Annotated in this window: 16 protein-coding genes; 13 read left to right on the top strand and 3 right to left on the bottom strand. The window is 47.4% G+C overall.

The genetic code is table 11. The features are described from left to right. The first annotated feature begins 2 nt into the window (after positions 1-2). A complete protein-coding gene (locus BK126_RS01620; RefSeq protein ID WP_076310994.1) occupies positions 3-1,082 on the top strand; it encodes a lactonase family protein in 1,080 nt (359 codons plus the stop codon). Between the two features lie 107 nt (positions 1,083-1,189). On the opposite strand, the gene BK126_RS01615 is transcribed toward BK126_RS01620, so the two are convergent. Continuing rightward, a complete protein-coding gene (locus BK126_RS01615) occupies positions 1,190-2,989 on the bottom strand; it encodes an LTA synthase family protein (protein ID WP_256702784.1) in 1,800 nt (599 codons plus the stop codon). A gap of 438 nt (positions 2,990-3,427) precedes the next feature. On the opposite strand from BK126_RS01615, the gene hxlA reads away from it, so the two are divergent. The 5 genes from hxlA to BK126_RS01590 all read left to right on the top strand — a co-directional run bounded on the left by hxlA (position 3,428) and on the right by BK126_RS01590 (position 7,568). Continuing rightward, on the top strand, positions 3,428-4,060 hold the full coding sequence (gene hxlA / locus BK126_RS01610; RefSeq protein WP_047909555.1) for a 3-hexulose-6-phosphate synthase: 633 nt from the start codon (positions 3,428-3,430) through the stop codon (positions 4,058-4,060). Between the two features lie 6 nt (positions 4,061-4,066). Continuing rightward, complete coding sequence (hxlB, locus tag BK126_RS01605) at positions 4,067-4,615, top strand: 6-phospho-3-hexuloisomerase (protein WP_076310993.1); 549 nt, start codon at positions 4,067-4,069, stop codon at positions 4,613-4,615. 68 nt (positions 4,616-4,683) lie between these two features. After that, the gene (locus BK126_RS01600) at positions 4,684-5,055 is read left to right on the top strand and encodes a winged helix-turn-helix transcriptional regulator (protein ID WP_076310992.1); all 372 of its coding nucleotides are present in this window, start codon (positions 4,684-4,686) and stop codon (positions 5,053-5,055) included. 218 nt (positions 5,056-5,273) lie between these two features. Then, positions 5,274-7,073 (top strand): oligoendopeptidase F, encoded by a 1,800-nt coding sequence (gene pepF / locus BK126_RS01595; RefSeq protein ID WP_076310991.1) that lies wholly within the window; start codon positions 5,274-5,276, stop codon positions 7,071-7,073. 66 nt (positions 7,074-7,139) lie between these two features. Beyond that, positions 7,140-7,568: a DUF2500 domain-containing protein gene (locus tag BK126_RS01590; RefSeq protein WP_256209530.1), complete on the top strand. Its 429-nt coding sequence runs from the start codon at positions 7,140-7,142 to the stop codon at positions 7,566-7,568. A 104-nt stretch (positions 7,569-7,672) separates the two neighbouring features. Here the strand turns inward: BK126_RS01590 and BK126_RS01585 are convergent, their stop codons facing one another. Beyond that, a complete protein-coding gene (locus BK126_RS01585; RefSeq protein ID WP_076310990.1) occupies positions 7,673-8,533 on the bottom strand; it encodes an alpha/beta hydrolase family protein in 861 nt (286 codons plus the stop codon). Between the two features lie 89 nt (positions 8,534-8,622). Continuing rightward, on the bottom strand, positions 8,623-9,435 hold the full coding sequence (locus tag BK126_RS01580; RefSeq protein WP_076310989.1) for an alpha/beta fold hydrolase: 813 nt from the start codon (positions 9,433-9,435) through the stop codon (positions 8,623-8,625). A 340-nt stretch (positions 9,436-9,775) separates the two neighbouring features. Here BK126_RS01580 and BK126_RS01575 point away from each other — a divergent pair, with 340 nt between their 5' ends. From BK126_RS01575 to BK126_RS01545, 7 genes are all read left to right on the top strand, one after another. Further along, positions 9,776-11,845: a bifunctional aldolase/short-chain dehydrogenase gene (locus tag BK126_RS01575; RefSeq protein ID WP_076310988.1), complete on the top strand. Its 2,070-nt coding sequence runs from the start codon at positions 9,776-9,778 to the stop codon at positions 11,843-11,845. A gap of 131 nt (positions 11,846-11,976) precedes the next feature. Continuing rightward, positions 11,977-13,197, top strand: coding sequence for an L-rhamnose isomerase (gene rhaI / locus BK126_RS01570; protein WP_076310987.1), 1,221 nt, complete (start codon positions 11,977-11,979; stop codon positions 13,195-13,197). Next, positions 13,194-14,672: a rhamnulokinase gene (locus tag BK126_RS01565; protein WP_076310986.1), complete on the top strand. Its 1,479-nt coding sequence runs from the start codon at positions 13,194-13,196 to the stop codon at positions 14,670-14,672. Before rhaI ends, BK126_RS01565 begins: the two co-directional genes overlap by 4 nt. Positions 14,673-14,687: 15 nt before the next feature. Further along, positions 14,688-15,452, top strand: coding sequence for a DeoR/GlpR family DNA-binding transcription regulator (locus BK126_RS01560; RefSeq protein ID WP_076310985.1), 765 nt, complete (start codon positions 14,688-14,690; stop codon positions 15,450-15,452). Positions 15,453-15,480: 28 nt separating this feature from the next. Next, entirely contained in the window at positions 15,481-16,209 is a 729-nt protein-coding gene (locus tag BK126_RS01555) for a (Fe-S)-binding protein (RefSeq protein ID WP_076310984.1), read from the top strand. Continuing rightward, positions 16,206-17,723, top strand: a complete 1,518-nt coding sequence (locus tag BK126_RS01550; RefSeq protein WP_076310983.1) for a LutB/LldF family L-lactate oxidation iron-sulfur protein — start codon at positions 16,206-16,208, stop codon at positions 17,721-17,723. Before BK126_RS01555 ends, BK126_RS01550 begins: the two co-directional genes overlap by 4 nt. Then, the gene (locus BK126_RS01545) at positions 17,720-18,445 is read left to right on the top strand and encodes a LutC/YkgG family protein (protein WP_076310982.1); all 726 of its coding nucleotides are present in this window, start codon (positions 17,720-17,722) and stop codon (positions 18,443-18,445) included. The genes BK126_RS01550 and BK126_RS01545 overlap by 4 nt, the downstream gene beginning before the upstream one ends. Positions 18,446-18,753 lie beyond the last annotated feature (308 nt).

Raw genomic sequence — 18,753 nt, 5'->3', positions numbered from 1 at the left:
AAATGACAGCACAATCTCGACTACTCGTATTTACGGGTTCTTATTCAGAGGCAAGCGACCCTGGTATCCATGTTTATGCATTCAATGAACAAGCAGGCGAGCTTACTCTGTTATCTGAGACATCCGGAGTGAAGAATCCGACTTTTCTTCAAGTTGATACCGAACACCAGCGTGTTTATGCGATTGGAGAAATAACAACGGCAGAAGGAACGAAGGCCGGTGAAGTGCTGGCCTATACGATACATCCAGAGCAAGGCGAGCTGACGCTTATTAACCGTACTCCATCCGCTATTGCTCCTACCTGTCATGTGCAGATAGACCCTGAGTATCAGTATCTGCTCATATCCAGTTACCATGGCGGAGCGGTAAGTCTCGTATCGCTGAATGATGATGGCAGCGTCGGTCAGATGGTAGATTCCAAACAGCACTCCGGCAAGGGAGCTCATCCAGAGCGTCAGGATCGCCCGCATGTGCATTCCGCATTTTTCTCACCGGATGGGAAGTATATTATGGTTCAGGACCTTGGACTCGATAAAATATACGTCTACACAATTGACCGTGAGCAGCATAAGCTGGTTCTGCACCGTGAAGTAAGCACACATGCGGGAGCGGGGCCAAGACATTTCGTCTTCCATCCGAATGCACAGTTTGCTTATGTGATTAACGAAGTGGATTCTACCGTTACTTTCTTTACATATGATGCAGAAGAAGGTTCATTGACCGAACAGCAGACGCTGTCCACATTGCCTGAAGGAGGCTTCGCTGGGGAGAACACTTGCGCGGAAATTACGGTTTCCAAGGATGGACGATTCCTGTACGGCTCCAATCGCGGACATGACAGTATCGTAGTATATGCGATCTCTGAGGACGGTACGCTGAGCACGGTGCAGCATATTTCAACTGAGGGCGGACATCCACGTCACTTTGCATTGACACCTGCGGGTGATCAGCTGCTTGCAGCCAATCGTGACAGTAACAATATAGTCCTCTTCCAGGTAGATCAGGAGAAGGGTCAATTGAGCTACACAGGCAAACAGATCACATCTCCGAAGCCTGTTTGTGTATGGCCGGTTTATCTGTAACTTGTTCTGTTGGTAATACATGCGGGCAGTTTGACTGCTAAAATAAAAAAGGCATCTGATCCTTCCTTATACAGATGGAGGGAATCAGATGCCTTTTTATAATATATCTATTCTTTTAAAGGAAGCTGCAGAATGTAGCTGTTGGATAAATGCATCAGCTCTAGTGCATTGTTGAATTCTTTCTCGGTTGCTTGTGAATCACTTCCGGTCGTTCCCTTCAGCTTGTGGTGCCAGCCGTCCTCAAACCCGCTTCCGGAGATGAAGACTTCACTATTGTTGACAAAGGAACCCGTTGGCAGGTAATAACGCTGCGGCAGCAGGTTGTAATCTTTATTCACGAACAGATCCTGACCAAAGTGCAGATGTTCATCTAATGAGATGCCGAGAAGACCAGCCAGTGTAGGCATGATGTCTGCCTGACCGCCAACCTGCTTCTGTTCTCCAGCTGGCATATCATCTGATGAAGTAATGATGAATGGAATATTGATCATGTCGGGATAGTCGTATGGATGTCCGAGCAGCTCCTCCAGCAATACCAGATCTTCCTCATTAAGTGATGTGGTAGGGAGTCCCAAGTGATCTCCGTATAGCAGGACGATACTATTATCCCAGACTCCACGATTCTTCAAATCCGCAATAAATTTACCAAGCTCACGATCCGCATAGTTCTGAGAACGAATATAGTCACCAACCAGCGTGTCGTCATAACGTTCAGGGAGGGTGACGCCAACTTTCTCCTCAGGCAAAGTAAATGGATGATGAGCTGTCATCGAGATGACATGCGCATAAAACGGGTTATCCGCTTGATCCATTTTCTCAAGCTCTTCCGCTGTTTTGCGATATAGAACATCATCGGATGCCCCGAAATATACCGTATCTTCTTCTCCAAAGAAGGATTTATCATAGTAGCGGTCAAATCCGAGAGAGCTGTACAGTTCACCGCGGTTCCAGAACTCTACCACATTCGTATGGAATGTCGTCGTCGTATATCCGTGCTCTTTGAGCAGTCTCGGAAGACTCGGTAATTCCTGATCGACATACCGTTGTACAGCCGCCCCATCAGGAGGGATGTAATAGGACGTGTTGACAACAAATTCGGCGTCCGAAGTGTTGCCTTGACCGACTTGCTGATAGAAATTCGAGAAGTACGCATTATTTTTGACCAATTCATTCAGGTTAGGCGTGATTTCCGTGCCGCCGATATGAAGATTGATGAGGAAGTCCTGAAATGACTCCAGCTGAATGATAATGACATTCTTGTCCTTGGCAATGCCTTCTAGACCAGATGGGGCAGATGTTCCATCAATTCCTTTTAATTTATTGATTCGTTCTTGCGTGATGCTGGAAACAGGCGCAAGCTCAGGCTCTTCTTGATCCAGCAAAGTATAGGCTTCGTAATTGAAGATGCCCATGTTCTCTGCCTTGACAACCTCATTAAACCCTCCCCGATTGACGTAAATATTGAGCGAAGAAATAATGAGCGAAATACAGAATAAGGAAGCAACCAGTTTCTTGTTTACAGGTCTAAGGATCGCTTTCTTCCAGTCTACAGCTGCCTTGCTGCGAATGAGCAGAATACCGAACACAATGATATCCGTAAAGATCAGCAGATATTGTGGATCAATAAGAGAGAATACGCTATTGCTGACAGCGGTAACCTGATTGACCTGTTCAAGTGCCTTATACGTAGCGATCACACCATAGTATTTGTAATAAATAATGACGGCGAAGAAGATCGCGGTAAGCAGCAGATTAAAAATCGTATAGACTATTAATTTTCGCTTGGTGGCAAACCATTCAATTAAACAGAAGATGATAAGTACAAAAGGAAGCTCCTTCAGCATGGTAGTCCAGGAAGGCCCATTCTCAAATACACCGAACCAAGCAATATAGCTCTTAAGCAGCATAATAAGAGAGAAGAACAGAAGTGATCGTGAACAGACCAATCGGATCACGGCGGCTGTTCTCTGATAAATCGAGGATTTCTCCTCAGACTGATAATGTGCATAGGGCTCCTTAAGAGCCTTTGTTTCTTCGACAGGTGGTTTCATGAATATGACCTTGCCAAGGCGCATCAAAAACGGATGGCAAGTGTTTCCCCTCCCCATTACATTCTATGAATCTATTAAAATCGGACAAAGATAAGACAGTAATGCAATTATAGTACAGCTGATTCTTTTTTATCAAATCAGACATTTTTCCATAGATGGAATGCTTTTAAATGCTTGACATATCACATTAGTTACTTCCAGGTAACTACACCACTTCAAAGTGCGTACTTCCTTATTCGTAATCAACAGTTATAAGATAGGGTTTGTAATCAATAATAAGGAGAGATGTTCGATATGAAATTACAGTTGGCACTTGATTTGGTAGATATTCCTCAGGCGATTGAAGTCGTTAGAGAAGTGGAGCCTTATATTGATATTGTAGAAATCGGCACACCTGTTGTCATCAATGAAGGTCTTCGCGCCGTAAAAGAAATGAAGGCAGCATACCCTAACCTGGATGTGCTTGCAGATCTCAAAATTATGGATGCAGGCGGATATGAAATCATGAAGGCATCCGAAGCAGGCGCTGACATTATTACTGTCCTGGGTGCAACAGATGATATGACGATTAAGGGTGCAGTAGAGGAAGCGAAAAAGCAAGGAAAACAAATCTTAGTTGATATGATCAACGTTAAAGATATCGAGACACGTGCGAAAGAAATTGACGAGCTCGGCGTGGATTACATCTGCGTGCATACAGGATATGACCTCCAAGCTGTAGGCAAGAACTCCTTCGAGGATCTTCAAACGATTAAAAAAGCAGTGACTCGTGCAAAAACAGCAGTTGCCGGCGGAATCAAGCTGGAAAGCCTGCCTGAAGTCATTGCAGCAGGTCCAGATCTTGTGATTGTGGGCGGAGGTATTACAGGCCAGGAAGATAAGAAAGCAGTTGCAGCTGAAATGCAGCAGCTGATCAAGCAAGGATAAGCACAAATGACAACAAGTACACAGCTAATCCTGAATGAGCTGAAGCAAGTGATTTCTCTGCTGAATGTTACAGAGATGGAGCGGGCTGCATCTCTGATTGTACAGTCGAAACGGGTATTTATCGCAGGGGCAGGACGTTCCGGCCTGATGGGCAGAGCCTTTGCCATGCGATTAGCTCATCTTGGAATTACAGCGTATGTAGTTGGAGAAACGACGACTCCTAGTATAGATAAGCATGATCTGCTCGTCATATGCTCAGGCTCAGGGGAAACGAGAAGTCTTGCGGCTATGGGCGAGAAGGCGAAGCTGCTGGGTGCATCGCTGCTTGTGCTTACAACGAATCCGAATTCAACCTGCGGCGTGCTTGCGGATGGAGTTATTCATATTCAAGCAAAGGCGAAGGAAGAACAAGGAAATAACGAATCATTACAGCCGATGGGCTCACTTTTTGAGCAATCCTTACTGATTAGTCTGGATGGACTGATTCTTACACTTATGAATCAGATGGACATAAGCGCGGAGCAGATGTTTAAACGGCATGCGAATCTGGAATAGTGCCTCATGCACCTCTTTTGCTGAGTAATGTAAGGATGTAGTACAATGCTTAGGAAGGGGGTATGCACGTGGCATCCGAAGTAAAAGAGAGAATTAATCTGAAGGAAATTAACTGCGAGAAGGAACTGACACTTGCAGTCATTGGGGGCAAGTGGAAGCTTATTATCCTCTGGCATCTAGGGCTTGAAGGGACGAAGCGGTTTAGTGAATTGAAGAAGCTGATCCCGCATATCACGCAGAAGATGCTGACAAACCAGCTCCGTGAGCTGGAAGAGGATCTGCTGATACACCGTAAGGTGTATGCAGAGGTTCCCCCGCGTGTAGAATACTCGCTTACAGATCACGGTCAGAGTCTTATGCCTGTCCTGCGATTGATGTATGATTGGGGCAAGCATTATGGTGAAACCGTAATCTGGAAGGATGGTAAACCACCGGAATAATGGATTTTAACTGGCTGAATTATTACAGGTAGCTGTCTTTGCAAACTGAATTAAACGACAGTCTATGAATACGATGGATTCTCTCGATTTTTGTTTCGAGAGAATCCATTTTTTTATAGCGAAAATTGAAGAGGACATAGGTTATTTTATGATACAATGGGATTTAATGGTGCCAAACAATGGTCAATAAATAGGCTGAGGAGAGGTGTATTTAATTGATGTCCAAAATTTTAACACGCCAAGAAGTAGATCTTGAAGCAACATGGAACTTAAAGGATATATTTGAGACGAAGGAAGCTTGGGAGAAAGAATTAAACGATGTACAGCAAGACATTTCCTCTGTCACACAATACGAAGGAAGACTGAAAGAAGGGCCGGATGTACTGCTTGCCTGTCTAACTGCACAGGAGGAACTCCAAGGTAGAATCAGCAGAGTGGGTGCTTATGCCCAGCTGGAATTGGCAGGAGACAGCATTAATCCCGAGAATCAGATCCGTGCGGCTAGAGCCCGGGATACGGCTTCTTCAATAAGTTCAGCGCTATCCTTTGTTAAGTCCGAAATTCTGTCTCTTCCAGATGGAATGATTGAGGAATACATAGAGAAACAACCTGCACTTCAAGATTTTGAACGCAGTTTGGGGCTGCTTCTAAAGACCAAGCCGCATCGGCTCAGTGCAGAAACGGAAAAAGTGCTTACTTCATTTGGAGATGTATTGGGAGCTCCTTATCGCATATATGAACGAAGCAAATTGGCGGATATGACTTTTCGTACAGCAGAAGACGGACGAGGAGAAGAAGTGCCGGTATCATTTGCCCTGTATGAGAATAAATATGTAGAATCCGCAGACACGGATTTACACCGTAATGCATTTCATGCATTCAGCGAAACGCTCCACAGATACCGCAACACCTTCGCTGAGGCTTACGGTACAGAAGTGAAGCGTCAGGTTATTGAATCACGTCTGCGCGGATATGATTCGGTAACTGAAATGCTGCTTACGCCACAGCAAGTGACCACAGAGATGTATCACAACATTCTTGACATTTTGCAGGAAGAGCTTGCCCCTCATATGCGAAGATACGCCGCACTTAAGAAGAAGGTGCTGAACCTGGATGAGATGACATTTGCTGACCTGAAGGCTCCGCTCGATCCTGACTTCAGTCCAGGTATTACTTATCAGGAAGCCGGAGATCTCATTAAGGAAGCCTTGTCTATTCTAGGGCCTGAGTACGGAGAGATCGTTGCGGATGCATTCGCAAACCGATGGGTGGATTATGCGGATAATGCCGGAAAAAGAACGGGTGCCTTCTGTATGTCGATCCCGGGTGTGCATTCCTATATCTTGATCAGCTGGGCAGACAATATGCGAGGTGCATTTACGCTTGCTCATGAAGTAGGGCATGCAGGACATCTCATGCTCGCGAACAAGTACCAGCGTCCGACTAACTCCAGACCTTCACTCTATTTCATCGAAGCGCCTTCGACCATGAACGAGCTGCTCCTGGCAGATCACTTGCTGCAGCGTTCTCAAGATCCTAGAATGCGCCGCTGGGTTATTTCGCAATTGCTCGGCACTTATTTCCACAATTTTGTAACTCACCTGCTGGAAGGAGAGCTCCAGCGTCAGGTTTATGACCTCGCGATGAATAATGTACCGCTGACAGCTGTGAAGCTGTGTGAGCTCAAAGGAAATATTCTGTCCAGCTTCTGGGGAGAAGAGGTTGTTATAGATGAACATGCAAAATTGACTTGGATGCGCCAGCCACATTATTACATGAGCTTGTACCCTTATACGTATGCTGCAGGCTTAACGGCTTCAACGGCTGTAGCCCAGTTGATCCGAGAAGAAGGTCAGCCGGCTGTTGATCGCTGGTTAGAGGTTCTTAAAGCAGGCGGTTCCATGAGCCCGCTGGAGCTGATGAAGCTGGCCGGAGTCGATATGTCGCGTCCAGATGCGATTCGAAGTGCGGCAGCGTATGTCGGCTCACTGATCGATGAATTAGAGAGCCTATATTAATCATAGAGAAAGGTCGTCGAGAAGGTGTTTAGTCCTAGATCGTTTATATATGTAGAGCCAGTCCATTTGAGGACATTATTTAATGAGTTTCCAGATATACATGGTGATGGATTCTCCGGAGGCTTCCTGGGTGGAGCGCCGCCATTGTTCTCTATTATCTTTACAGTCATCGCACTCGTCATTGGAGGGACCATACTATATGCGATCATTAACGGAATCCGCGTGTGGAGTAATAATAACGCCGCTGAGCGAATGACAGAAGAAGCTCGGGTGCTGGCGAGAAGAACGTATGTGAGCGGCGGATCAGGTGATTCGAGTGCAAGAACGAGTTATTATATAACGTTTGAGCGTGGCGATGGACAGCGTACAGAGCTGCAAGTGAAGGATGAGGAATACGGGTTGATTGTCGAGGGAGACCGCGGTATATTGAGCTACCAAGGAACCCGATTCCTTGGATTCGAGAGATTTCGTCCCACTAGCTCAGAGCAGATCTAATTGTAGTAGTTGAAGAGGGGCATCCCAAATATGGGGAGCTCCTCTTTTTTCTTTTTTTTGCCTAAAATTGCTGCCAAAAATCATATGCGAGGCCTATTTGACGATCAAAGTACAGCCTCGTGTGGCTCTGCTCCGATCCAGTCAAACATTCGTGATATGGCAGCCTGATGCAGCTCCTGAGGAAAATGATGACCAAGTCCTTCATATCGATGAAAATCTACATCATCTCGTGAACGGTTTAATCGGTCGAACATTTTCTCTCCTTGACTAAATGAGACTTGTACATCATCTGTTCCATGCACGATCAGAACTGGACAAGGGATCTGTTCCGCGATTGTGAGAGGAGAGCGCTCCAGGTAAGCATCGGGATTCTTCCAGGGAGGACCTCCAATGACCCGTTTGAAAGTGCGTCTAAGGTCAACTCGATCTTCATAGGTCTGCGTCATGTCAGATACTCCGCTCCACAAGATAAGCTTATGTATATTGGGCATTTCTAGAGCGGTGTAGGCTGCATTAATGGCCCCTCTGGAGAATCCCATAATGCTAATCTGTTCGGGATCAACGAAGGGAAGCTCTGACAGCAGCCGCACTGCAGCGTATACATCATGTTTATCCTCTCCGCCAAATAAATCACGGCCTTCACCGCCTTCCGTTCCACGATACGAAGGAGCAAATACGATGTGATCGTGCTTCGAGAATTCCTCAACCCAATGGGTTTTCACCTTGCCGAAGTTGCCGATTCCGCCGCGACAATAGATGAATACCGGCCATTTTTTTGATGTAAGCTCTTTATTGGTTTCTTGATGCAGAGTACTCGTCAATGGAATGGCAGGCTGCTCATCCGAACTGAATCTCCCGTGCAGCAAGTCTCTTGCAGCCGATTCCGATAACTGATATCCCAAGGGCAGGCTGAGATATCCTTTGACCTGGAGTCCCTGGGACGGATATGTAACATGATAGATCATCGCTTGTCTCATCACCTTTGGTCTAGTTGTTTAGCTTGTATATTATACCCTTGTTCACAAGGTGATTAAACGAAAGAGCGATGTTCTCTTCAGCTATTTTTCAAAAAAGACAGCAGGGTAGACAGAAATCTTTCCTTTTCATCATACATAAGATAATGTCCGCTTTGCTCAAAACGGTAGATCAGAGAGCCTGGAATTTCCTGCTGGATGGCTACGGCCGCTGTAAAGGGAACGACTTGATCGTGAATACCATGGAATATGCCTGTAGGTACATCGATATAAGTAATATCCTCAAATAAATCCTCATCACGGAGTGCAACTGCGGTTTGAATAAGTGCGTACGACGCACTCTCCATACAATTGTGCAAAAACCAATTCCGATACTCTGGACTGACATAACGATGAAATAGCGTTCCTGAAAAATCGGTTATCGCTTGCGGCAGATCTTGATGCAGCTGATCAAGCAACGGAAGCGGAATGCCGTAAGGTGATGACTCCTCTCTCTTGGCAAAGACAGGGGCAGCTGCGGATACCAGCAGAAGCTTATCTATTCTCGAACCATGATGATATTTGGACATATATCGAATCGCGACCGAACCCCCGAGTGAGTATCCGACGAGGATAACGTTCTTCAGATCCAGTGTATCAATGACGACGGACAGGTCTTCTGCCATTCGATCGTAATGATAACCATGCCAGGGCTTATCGGATTTGCCAAAGCCTCTAAGATCGAGGCCGATACAGCGGAACCGGTGATGAGGGAGGATCTGATAGGCATAATCAAAGACCCGATGATTACCCGGCCAACCGTGCAGGAACATGAGGGTATGTCCATTTCCGCCATCCTGTGGACGCAGGTCTTCAACATACAGCTTTACACCGGATTCCACTTCAATGAGCATGCTCTTCACTCACTCCTTCTAATCAAAATAAATGCAGCCTATTCCTAATTTATGCGCAGTGTATAAGGACAATGCGGGAGAGTCGGAGCTGTCACTCATCAGTGTATATTTCAGACCGTTAATATTCATGATTTAAGCCATCCAGATCCATCTAATTTCGTGCAATACATGGGCATCAATTATATAAAGGATTCTTTGAAACAAACATTATAAATGTTGTTTTTATTTGTTTGTATAATAATTTTTATAAAAAATAATCATATTCAAACCAAAATAAAAGTGATATACTCCTATTAAGCGTTTACAACAGTACAAAAACAACATTTTGGGAGGATTGATCATGGTTCAGAATCTGTGGGATGAATCCAATGCAGGACAATTAAAGGAAGGGCTCGAAAGGTTAGTTTATCGTTCGAATCTGATTGGTTCGGATCGGAGGGTGTGCAACTGGGGAGGCGGCAACACTTCCAGCAAGACGGTTATCCAGGATTTTCGCGGCAGAGATGTTGAGGTTATGTATGTTAAGGGCAGCGGATCGGATCTGGCAACGATGAAGGCGGGTCATTTCACCGGTCTTCGGCTCGATGATATTAGACCGCTGATGGAGAGAGATGAGATGACGGACGAGGATATGGTTGCGTATCTGGCCAACTGTATGATTGACGCGAAGCATCCGCGTGCCTCCATTGAAACGCTGCTGCATGCGTTTATACCACATCCTCATGTTGATCATACACACCCGGATTCCATCATCAGTATCTGCTGTGCGGATAACGGCCGTGAAATCGCGAAGGAAATTTTCGGAGACCGGTTCGTATGGGTTCCCTATGTTCGTCCAGGATTTACTTTATCCAAGATGATTGCAGAAGGCGTCATCAATAACCCGCAGGCTGAGCTTGTTCTTATGGAGAAGCATGGACTGGTCACATGGGGAAGCACTTCAGAAGAAGCTTATGCGAAGACCATCAGCGTCATTAATGAAGCAGAGAGCTATATTGAATCCAAAATAGATGAAGCCAGCCTGTTCGGGGGAGCCCAACATGACGCGCTGCCGCCACAGGTCAGAAAGGATATTGCAGCACAGATTATGCCGCTCATTCGCGGAGCTGTCAGCGACGAGAAGAAGATGATCTTGACCTTTGACGATGCAGAAGATGTGCTGCAGTTCGTAAATGGCAGAGATTCCGCCGAGCTGTCTCAGATTGGCGCAGCCTGTCCAGATCATTTAGTACATACCAAGGTTGTTCCGCTATTCCTGAACTGGACTCCAGATGAGGGGGATGTTGCAGGACTTAAGGAGCTGTTAGGCTCAGCCATCAAGGATTATAAAGCGTATTATGAACAGTACTTCGAACGTAACAAGCATGAGGGGGACATCATGTTCGAAGCAGCGCCTCGGGTTATTCTTATCCCTGGTATCGGAATGATTAACACAGGTAAGAGCTGGTCCAATTCCAAAGTAAGCGGTGCCCTGTATCATCGTGCCATAGCTGTTATGAGAGGAGCTACTACGCTAGGCCAGTTCGTGTCGCTTAGTGAGAACGAATCCTACAATGTGGAATACTGGCCGCTGGAGCTGTACAAATTGTCGCTCGCGCCGGCAGAGACCGAGTTCTCCAGAAAAGTAGCGCTTATTACAGGTGGAGCTGGCGGGATCGGCAGCGAAACCGCAAGGCTGCTTGTATCCGAAGGAGCCCATGTTGTTCTTGCCGATCTGAATTTGGAAGGTGCTCAGAAGGTGGCTGACGAACTAAACAGCCAGTACGGCGAACAGCGGGCAATTCCTGTTCAGATGGATGTAACCAGTGAAGAGCAGATTCAGAGAGCTTATGCGGAAACTGCACTGACCTACGGCGGAGTCGATATTATTGTGAATAATGCCGGTCTGGCCACGTCCAGCCCATTTGATGAAACATCTCTCAAGGAATGGAACCTCAATATCAATGTGCTGGGAACAGGATATTTTCTGGTCGCACGCGAAGCCTTCAAGCTAATGAAGGAACAGGGCATTGGAGGAAGCATGGTATTTATCGGCTCCAAAAATTCCATCTATGCCGGTAAGAATGTCACCGCCTACAGCTCAGCCAAGGCACTTGAAGCTCATCTCGCCCGCTGCATCGCAGCCGAAGGCGGAGAATATGGTATTCGTGTCAATACGATTTTGCCGGATGCCATTCTGCAGGGGTCTGCAATCTGGAATTCCAACTGGCGCAATGAGCGAGCGGCAGCTTATGGTATTGAGCCAGATCAGCTGGAGGAGCATTATCGTAAGCGTACCACACTGCTCGTCAACATTTACCCTAGGGATATAGCCGAAGGTGTTGCTTTCTTTGCCTCATCAAAGGCCGAGAAAACAACAGGCTGCATGCTCACCATTGACGGTGGGGTGCCGGCTGCATTTACACGTTAATTCTTCAGTTTGATGTTCGATACACCGCGCACCTCGGAGGAGGCATCATTCGACGGATTGAACAACTTGATACTTCTTCCGAGTGCGCGAAACATTTTCTTTTATCACATATGATCAAAGGAGAGGTTCTGATGACGGATAAAGCTTATGCATTGTTTGAGGAGCAGCAAACCGCAAGAGGAATTGATGTAGAGGCAGTCAAGCGCAAAATCAAGCAGTTCAAGATTGAAACACCATCCTGGGGTTATGGTGATTCGGGAACACGCTTCAAAGTATTTCAGAAGGAAGGTGTGCCGAGAGATCCATTTGAGAAAATGGAGGATGCGGCGATTGTTCATCGTCTGACCGGCCTTGCTCCAACCGTAGCCATTCATATTCCTTGGGATAAGGTGGGGGATTACGGCAAGCTTCGTTCCCATGCGGAGAGCCTGGGTCTTCAGATCGGAGCAGTGAACCCGAATCTTTTTCAAGAAGACGACTATATGCTTGGAAGTGTAACGAACACTGATGCGGCTGTGCGCCGTAAGGCAACCGACCATTTGCTTGAATGCGTTGACATTGCGAAGGAAACAGGCTCGCGTGACCTTAGCCTTTGGTTTGCAGATGGGACCAACTATCCGGGGCAGGGTGACATCCGGCAGCGAAAAAACTGGATGCAGGAAGCTTTATCCGAAATGTATAAAGCGCTTACGAAGGATATGCGGATGCTGATCGAATATAAATGCTTCGAGCCTGGGTTCTATCATACGGATCTGGCGGACTGGGGCATGGCATACAATATGGCCTTGAAGCTAGGGGATCAGGCACAGGTGCTCGTTGACACAGGTCATCATCTGCCCGGAGCGAATATTGAACACATTGTCGCCTATCTCATAGATGAGAAGCGATTAGGCGGATTCCATTTCAACAGCCGTAAATATGCGGACGATGACTTAATCGTGGGGACTGTGAATCCTTATGAGCTGTTCCTAATCTTCTATCAAATTCTGAACGGGGCTGCGGATTCAGATGAAGGCATCAGACAAGGAGTAGACTCCATTGCATATATGCTGGATCAATCCCATAACATTGAGCAGAAAATACCGGCGATGATTCGTTCGGTGCTGAATGTTCAGTCTGCCTATGCCAAAGCGCTTCTCATCGATCATAGAGAGGTGGCGGCAGCCCAGGAGAAGAATGATGTACTGGCAGCTGAACATGCGATCCGCAAGGCATCGGAATTTGATGTAACTCCACTGCTGCATGCCGTAAGAGAGGAAGAAGGCTTACCAATTGATCCGATGGAGGCTTATTTGACAAGCAGCTATCCGGAGGAAATTAAGGCACGCGGCAAAGGAGGGGCGAGCTGGTGAACATTCTCGCCTATGATTTAGGAGCTTCAAGCGGTCGAGCAGTCCTTGGACTGCTGAGTGACTCTCGTATCCATATCAAGGAAATCCACCGCTTCACTAATGATCCGGTTATGGCAGGAGATCACTTGCACTGGGATATACTTAGGCTTCTTCATGAGCTTAAGCAGGGTATGCTCAAAGTGAAGCTGCAAGGGGAGAACATTACCAGCGTAGGGATTGATTCATGGGCTGTCGATTACGGGCTGCTCGATCATAATGAGGAGCTGCTGGCTAATCCATACCATTACCGCGACAAACGGACGGATGGTGTAATGGAGGAAGTGACCGCCAAGATTCCGGCAGAGCACATTTTTCGGAAGACAGGAATTCAATTCTTGCCCTTTAACACAATATATCAGCTTGCCGCTCTTAAGCGGCAGAACTCCTATATGCTGAAGGAAGCTGCCCATTTCCTGATGATCCCGGATTTGCTGCGGTTTTTCCTGACGGGAGAGAAATTCAATGAATTTACAAATGCCACGACGACGCAGCTGTTTAACCCTCATACGGGGGACTGGGATTCGGAGCTGCTATACCGGATTGGTATACCTGAAGAATGGTTCGGTAAGGTACTGACTCCGGGATCGGACGCAGGTGAGCTGAGACCTTCTATAATGCAGGAGCTGGGTATCCCTAGTGTTCGCTTCGTAGCTGTAGCTGAGCATGATACCGGATCAGCTGTGGCTGCCGTGCCGGCAACAACACGATCATTCGCATATCTTAGCTGCGGAACTTGGTCACTGATGGGAACAGAGGTGGAAGCACCTGTCATTAATGAAACCTCTCAGCAGCTGAATTTTACAAATGAGGGCGGAGCTAATCATACTTATCGTCTACTCAAAAATATTATGGGGCTCTGGATCTTTCAGGAGACGCTCCGAGAATTTGAACGTGCGGGCAAAGTGTACAGCTATGATGAAATACTAACACTTGCTCAAGAAGCTAAGCCTTTCCAACACTTTATAGATCCGGACGATTCTTCATTCTTGCCAGCGGGCCGTATGACGGATCGTATAGAAGCCTACCTGGTCAAAACGGGTCAAGGATTGCCGCAATCTGACGGGGAGCTCGTTCGATGTATTCTTGAGAGCCTTGCTTTGAAATATAAGCATGTACTTGATATGACGGAACAGGTATCCGGACAGCAATTTGATGGTCTTCACATGGTAGGCGGAGGCATCAACAATAAGCTGCTCTGTGCTTGGACTGCAAGTGCGATAGGTAAACCCGTCTATGCTGGTCCTGTAGAGGCAAGTGCCATTGGTAATCTGGTGGTGCAGTGGATGAACCAGGGCGTATTCAAGAGTGCGGCGGAAGCCCGGGCTGTCATACGTGATTCTTTTCCTGTCCTTACCTACGAGCCCAAGGATGCGGAAGCTTGGTTAGAGGCGTACGGCAGTTTTGCCAAGTATACAGGTCTCGCTGCCTATGCTTAATCTGGGAGGAAGCCTATGTTAGTTGCAGAGCGTTATGCGGCGATCACTCGGCTTGTAAATGATCGAGGGAGTATTCGAGTATCCGAGCTGAGCAGCTTATGCCAAGTAACAGAGGAGACGATTCGCCGGGATTTGGATCGGCTTGAGAAAGAGGGGAAGCTGAGACGTTCACACGGCGGCGCTGTACGTATAAAGCATATCGACGAACATATTGAAACACCGTACAGTGAACGTGAGGTCACTCGTATGGGGGAAAAACAGCGCATTGCGCTTGAAGCGCTGAAATTTATAGAGCCTCACGAACGGATTCTCCTTGATGCCAGTACGACAGCCTGGTACACAGCCCGGAGCTTACCGAATATCCCGCTTACGGTCCTCACGAATTCCATTCGGGTGGTGACTGAATTGTCCAGCAAAAAGCACATTGAAGTTATTGCTGCTGGCGGTCAGCTTCTGCCTGAATCGATGTCCTTTGTAGGACCGCTGGCAGAGCGCTCTCTGGAAACCTATCACGTGGATAAGCTTTTTTTATCCTGCCAAGGTGTTCATCTAGAGAGAGGCATCAGTGAAATGAATGAACTTCAGGCTAGAGTGAAGCAGAGAATGATTGGAATGTCAGATCAAGTATTCTTACTTGCAGATTCCAGCAAATTCGGTGTCCAGGCGCTTACTCATGTCTCCGGGCTTGATCGAGTACAGCAGATCATTACAAGTCATGATTTGCCAGAAGAGATTTCTAGAACACTTGTAGAGCGTTCAATACATGTCACCCTAGTTTAGTCTTGAGTAGAATAGAGGTGTATTCCAAATGAAGGTCTCTTTATTTATTACATGCCTCAGCGATGCGATCTATCCGAGGGTAGGAGAAGCAATGGTACGCATACTGGCCCGATACGGTATCAAGCTGGATTTTCCCAAAATCCAGACCTGCTGTGGCCAGCCTGCTTATAACAGCGGATATTTCGATGAGGCCAGAGCGGCAGCGAGAACGATACTGGATGCTTTTGAGGATAGCGACTTTGTGGTATCTCCATCCGGTTCTTGTACTTATATGGTTCATCATTATTCAAATTTGTTCCAAGATGAGCCGCTAATGCTGGAAAAAGCAAAAAGGCTGGAAGCGAAGACCTATGAGTTCACACAGTTTCTCGTCCATGTGATGGGGATCAAGGATATAGGAGCTGTTTTCCCACACAAGGTGACCTATCACCCCTCTTGCCACGGCAGCCGGCTGCTTGGAGTAAAGAGTGAACCGATGGATCTGCTTCAGGAAGTGAAAGGCATTGATTTTGTGCCCTTGCCTTTTGCCGAGGACTGCTGCGGTTTCGGAGGCACTTTCGCGGTGAAGATGCCGGATATTTCCGGCGCAATGGTTACAGAGAAGGCGGAGCATGTCGTTGAGACAGAGGCTGAGGTGCTTGTCGGACTGGATATGGCTTGTCTAATGAACATTGCAGGTCAGCTGCGTTATCGAAATAAACCGGTACGTGTCATGCATTTAGCCGAGCTATTGTATGAGGGGGTGAAATCGTCATGATTAGTCCGGGTTCAGCAGGTCCCAAGATTCAGGTGAAGGAGCGTGCCGGTCTTGCGCTCAATGATGAGTTCCTGCGTAAAGCTGTCAAATTTACGACAGAGCGTCTCCGGGGCGGGAAGAAGCTGGCCTCCGAGGAGCATGGGCGCTGGGAAGAATGGCGTGAGCAGGGGAGACAGATCCGGCTGCATACGATCGCTCATTTAGATTATTATCTGAATCTTTTTGTGGAGAATGCCCGCGCGAACGGGGTTCATGTTCATTTTGCGGATACGGGAGAAGAAGCCGTCCGTATTGCCCTCCAAATTGCAGAACACCGTGGTGCCAAGTCCGTCGTCAAGTCCAAATCCATGGTGTCGGAGGAGCTGCATCTTAATCATGCCCTGGAACAGGCAGGAATCGAAGCGATTGAGACCGATCTCGGTGAATACATTATTCAGCTGGCCGGCGAGATGCCTTCGCACATCGTAATCCCCGCGATTCACAAGAACAGATATCAGATTGCCGAGCTGTTGTCAGAAGTTGCAGGAGAAACACTTCCTCCCGATACGACGGTGCTTGCCGGTTTTGTTCGAAAAATATTGCGGGAGCGCTTCCTTGATGCAGATATCGGCATGACGGGCTGCAATTTTGCGATTGCTGAGACCGGTTCCATGGTGCTCTTCGAGAATGAAGGTAATGCCCGTATGGTCAGCACATTGCCGAAGACCCAGATTACGCTGATGGGGATGGAGCGAATTATCCCGTCCTGGACAGATCTGGAGGTCATGGCCACGTTGCTTCCCAGATCAGCGACAGGGCAGCGAATTACAATGTATATGTCTGGTATTACCGGTCCGAAGCGTAATGCGGATGCAGACGGTCCGGAGCAGATGCATATTATAATTGTGGATAACGGCCGTTCGCTGCAGCTTGGCGATCCCGAATTCCAGGAGCTGCTGAACTGTATCCGCTGCGGTGCGTGTCTGAATGCGTGTCCTGTATATCGGCATATCGGCGGGCATGCTTATGGAAGTACATACAGCGGACCGATTGGAGCGGTGCTTACCCCTGCACTAAATAAGAATGTGGCTGAATGGGATGACATCGCCAATGCTTCAAGTCTATGCGGTGCCTGTTATGAGGCTTGTCCGGTCAAAATTCCTCTGCATGATATGCTGGTATCGCTGCGACAACGCAAGGTGGAGGGCGGACACGGTAACAAGGTCGAAACCGCAGGGATGAAGGCATTTGCGGCCGTTGTATCCAAATCGAACCGATTCGGCGCGGCAATCAAGGCGGGACAAATAGGGCAGAAGCTGGTGGTCAAGAATGGAGAAATTACATTAAAAGCAGGACCGCTAAAAGGCTGGAATTCCTATCGTGTGACACCGTCCTTAGCTAAGAAGAGCTTTAGGCAATCCTGGAAACAGATCGAGTCCGAGATCGAGCATGAAACACCTGAGATGGAGCCGACTCTTGTAGCAAGGCTGCAGGCGATTCTTGATGCCAGACAGGAAAAGGGAGGGCGTAAATGATGAGCACGGATGAGTCCTGGCTGCGGGAGCTTACAGAGCAGTCCATGAAGAAGCAAGAGCGCTTCATGAATAATATCGCTTCCCGTCTGAAGCGACCGAGACAAACGACGACGCCTGTTCAGCCATTTCGCGGCGCTCCGGACTTCTGGTATGAGATGGAGTGGGATGAGCAGGAACGCATGGACAAATTCACAAGCCATTTCCAGAGTGTAGGCGGGCATGTTATTCAGGTTACGAGCTACATGGAAGCCGGACAATTTATTGCTGACAAAGCCGAGGAGCTTGGAGCTAAGCGCGTCATTAAACAGGGACAAGCGGAGCTGAACGGCTTAGGTTTGGAGGGGAGGCTGCCTGCCTTAGATATTTCGACCTGGAATTCAGAGGAAAATGTGAATTGGAAGGCTGCAGCGGCAGAAGCGGATTTCGGAATTGTCATTGCAGATGGAGCGGCCGCTTACACCGGATCCATTCTCGTGAAATCTGCCAGTGACAAGGGCAGATCTGTGAGTCTTCTGCCCACGGTCATGTTCATTATTATCCCTGTGGAGCGGCTGAAGACGAGACTTGGTGAATTGCTCGCCCCTCTGGATGAGCTGGGACGGGAGGGTCTGCCGGCAGGCGTCCATTTTATCTCCGGACCAAGCCGATCCTCTGATATTGAGAATGAACTGACCATTGGGGTTCATGGACCGGGAATCGTATATGCGATCCTGATGAGATAAGAAACGAAGGAGTTTTTATACTCTCATAAGACAAAGCCTGTCCAATGCTGTTGCCATTGACAGGTTTTTAGCTATGTCTTGCGTAAGATATAGCTTTATACTGAGCTTCTTAATGTAAACGCAAGATGGATAATTAGACTTAGGTAATTATGACCTTGTGCCTGTTGTAACCTTGTTGAAGAGCGTGATAGGGTAGCTATAAGCATGGAACTTATCATCAAGAGCAAGATTTTTTCGAAAAAAAGGAGGATAGGTTTCGCTTTTTTTTATACTAAATTGACCGTTTAACCAAAACGGTCAATAGGTAT

Source organism: Paenibacillus sp. FSL H7-0326 (assembly GCF_001955535.1).
In the GTDB taxonomy this organism is placed as follows: domain Bacteria; phylum Bacillota; class Bacilli; order Paenibacillales; family Paenibacillaceae; genus Paenibacillus; species Paenibacillus shunpengii.
This window is presented reverse-complemented; position numbering and strand designations above follow the sequence as displayed.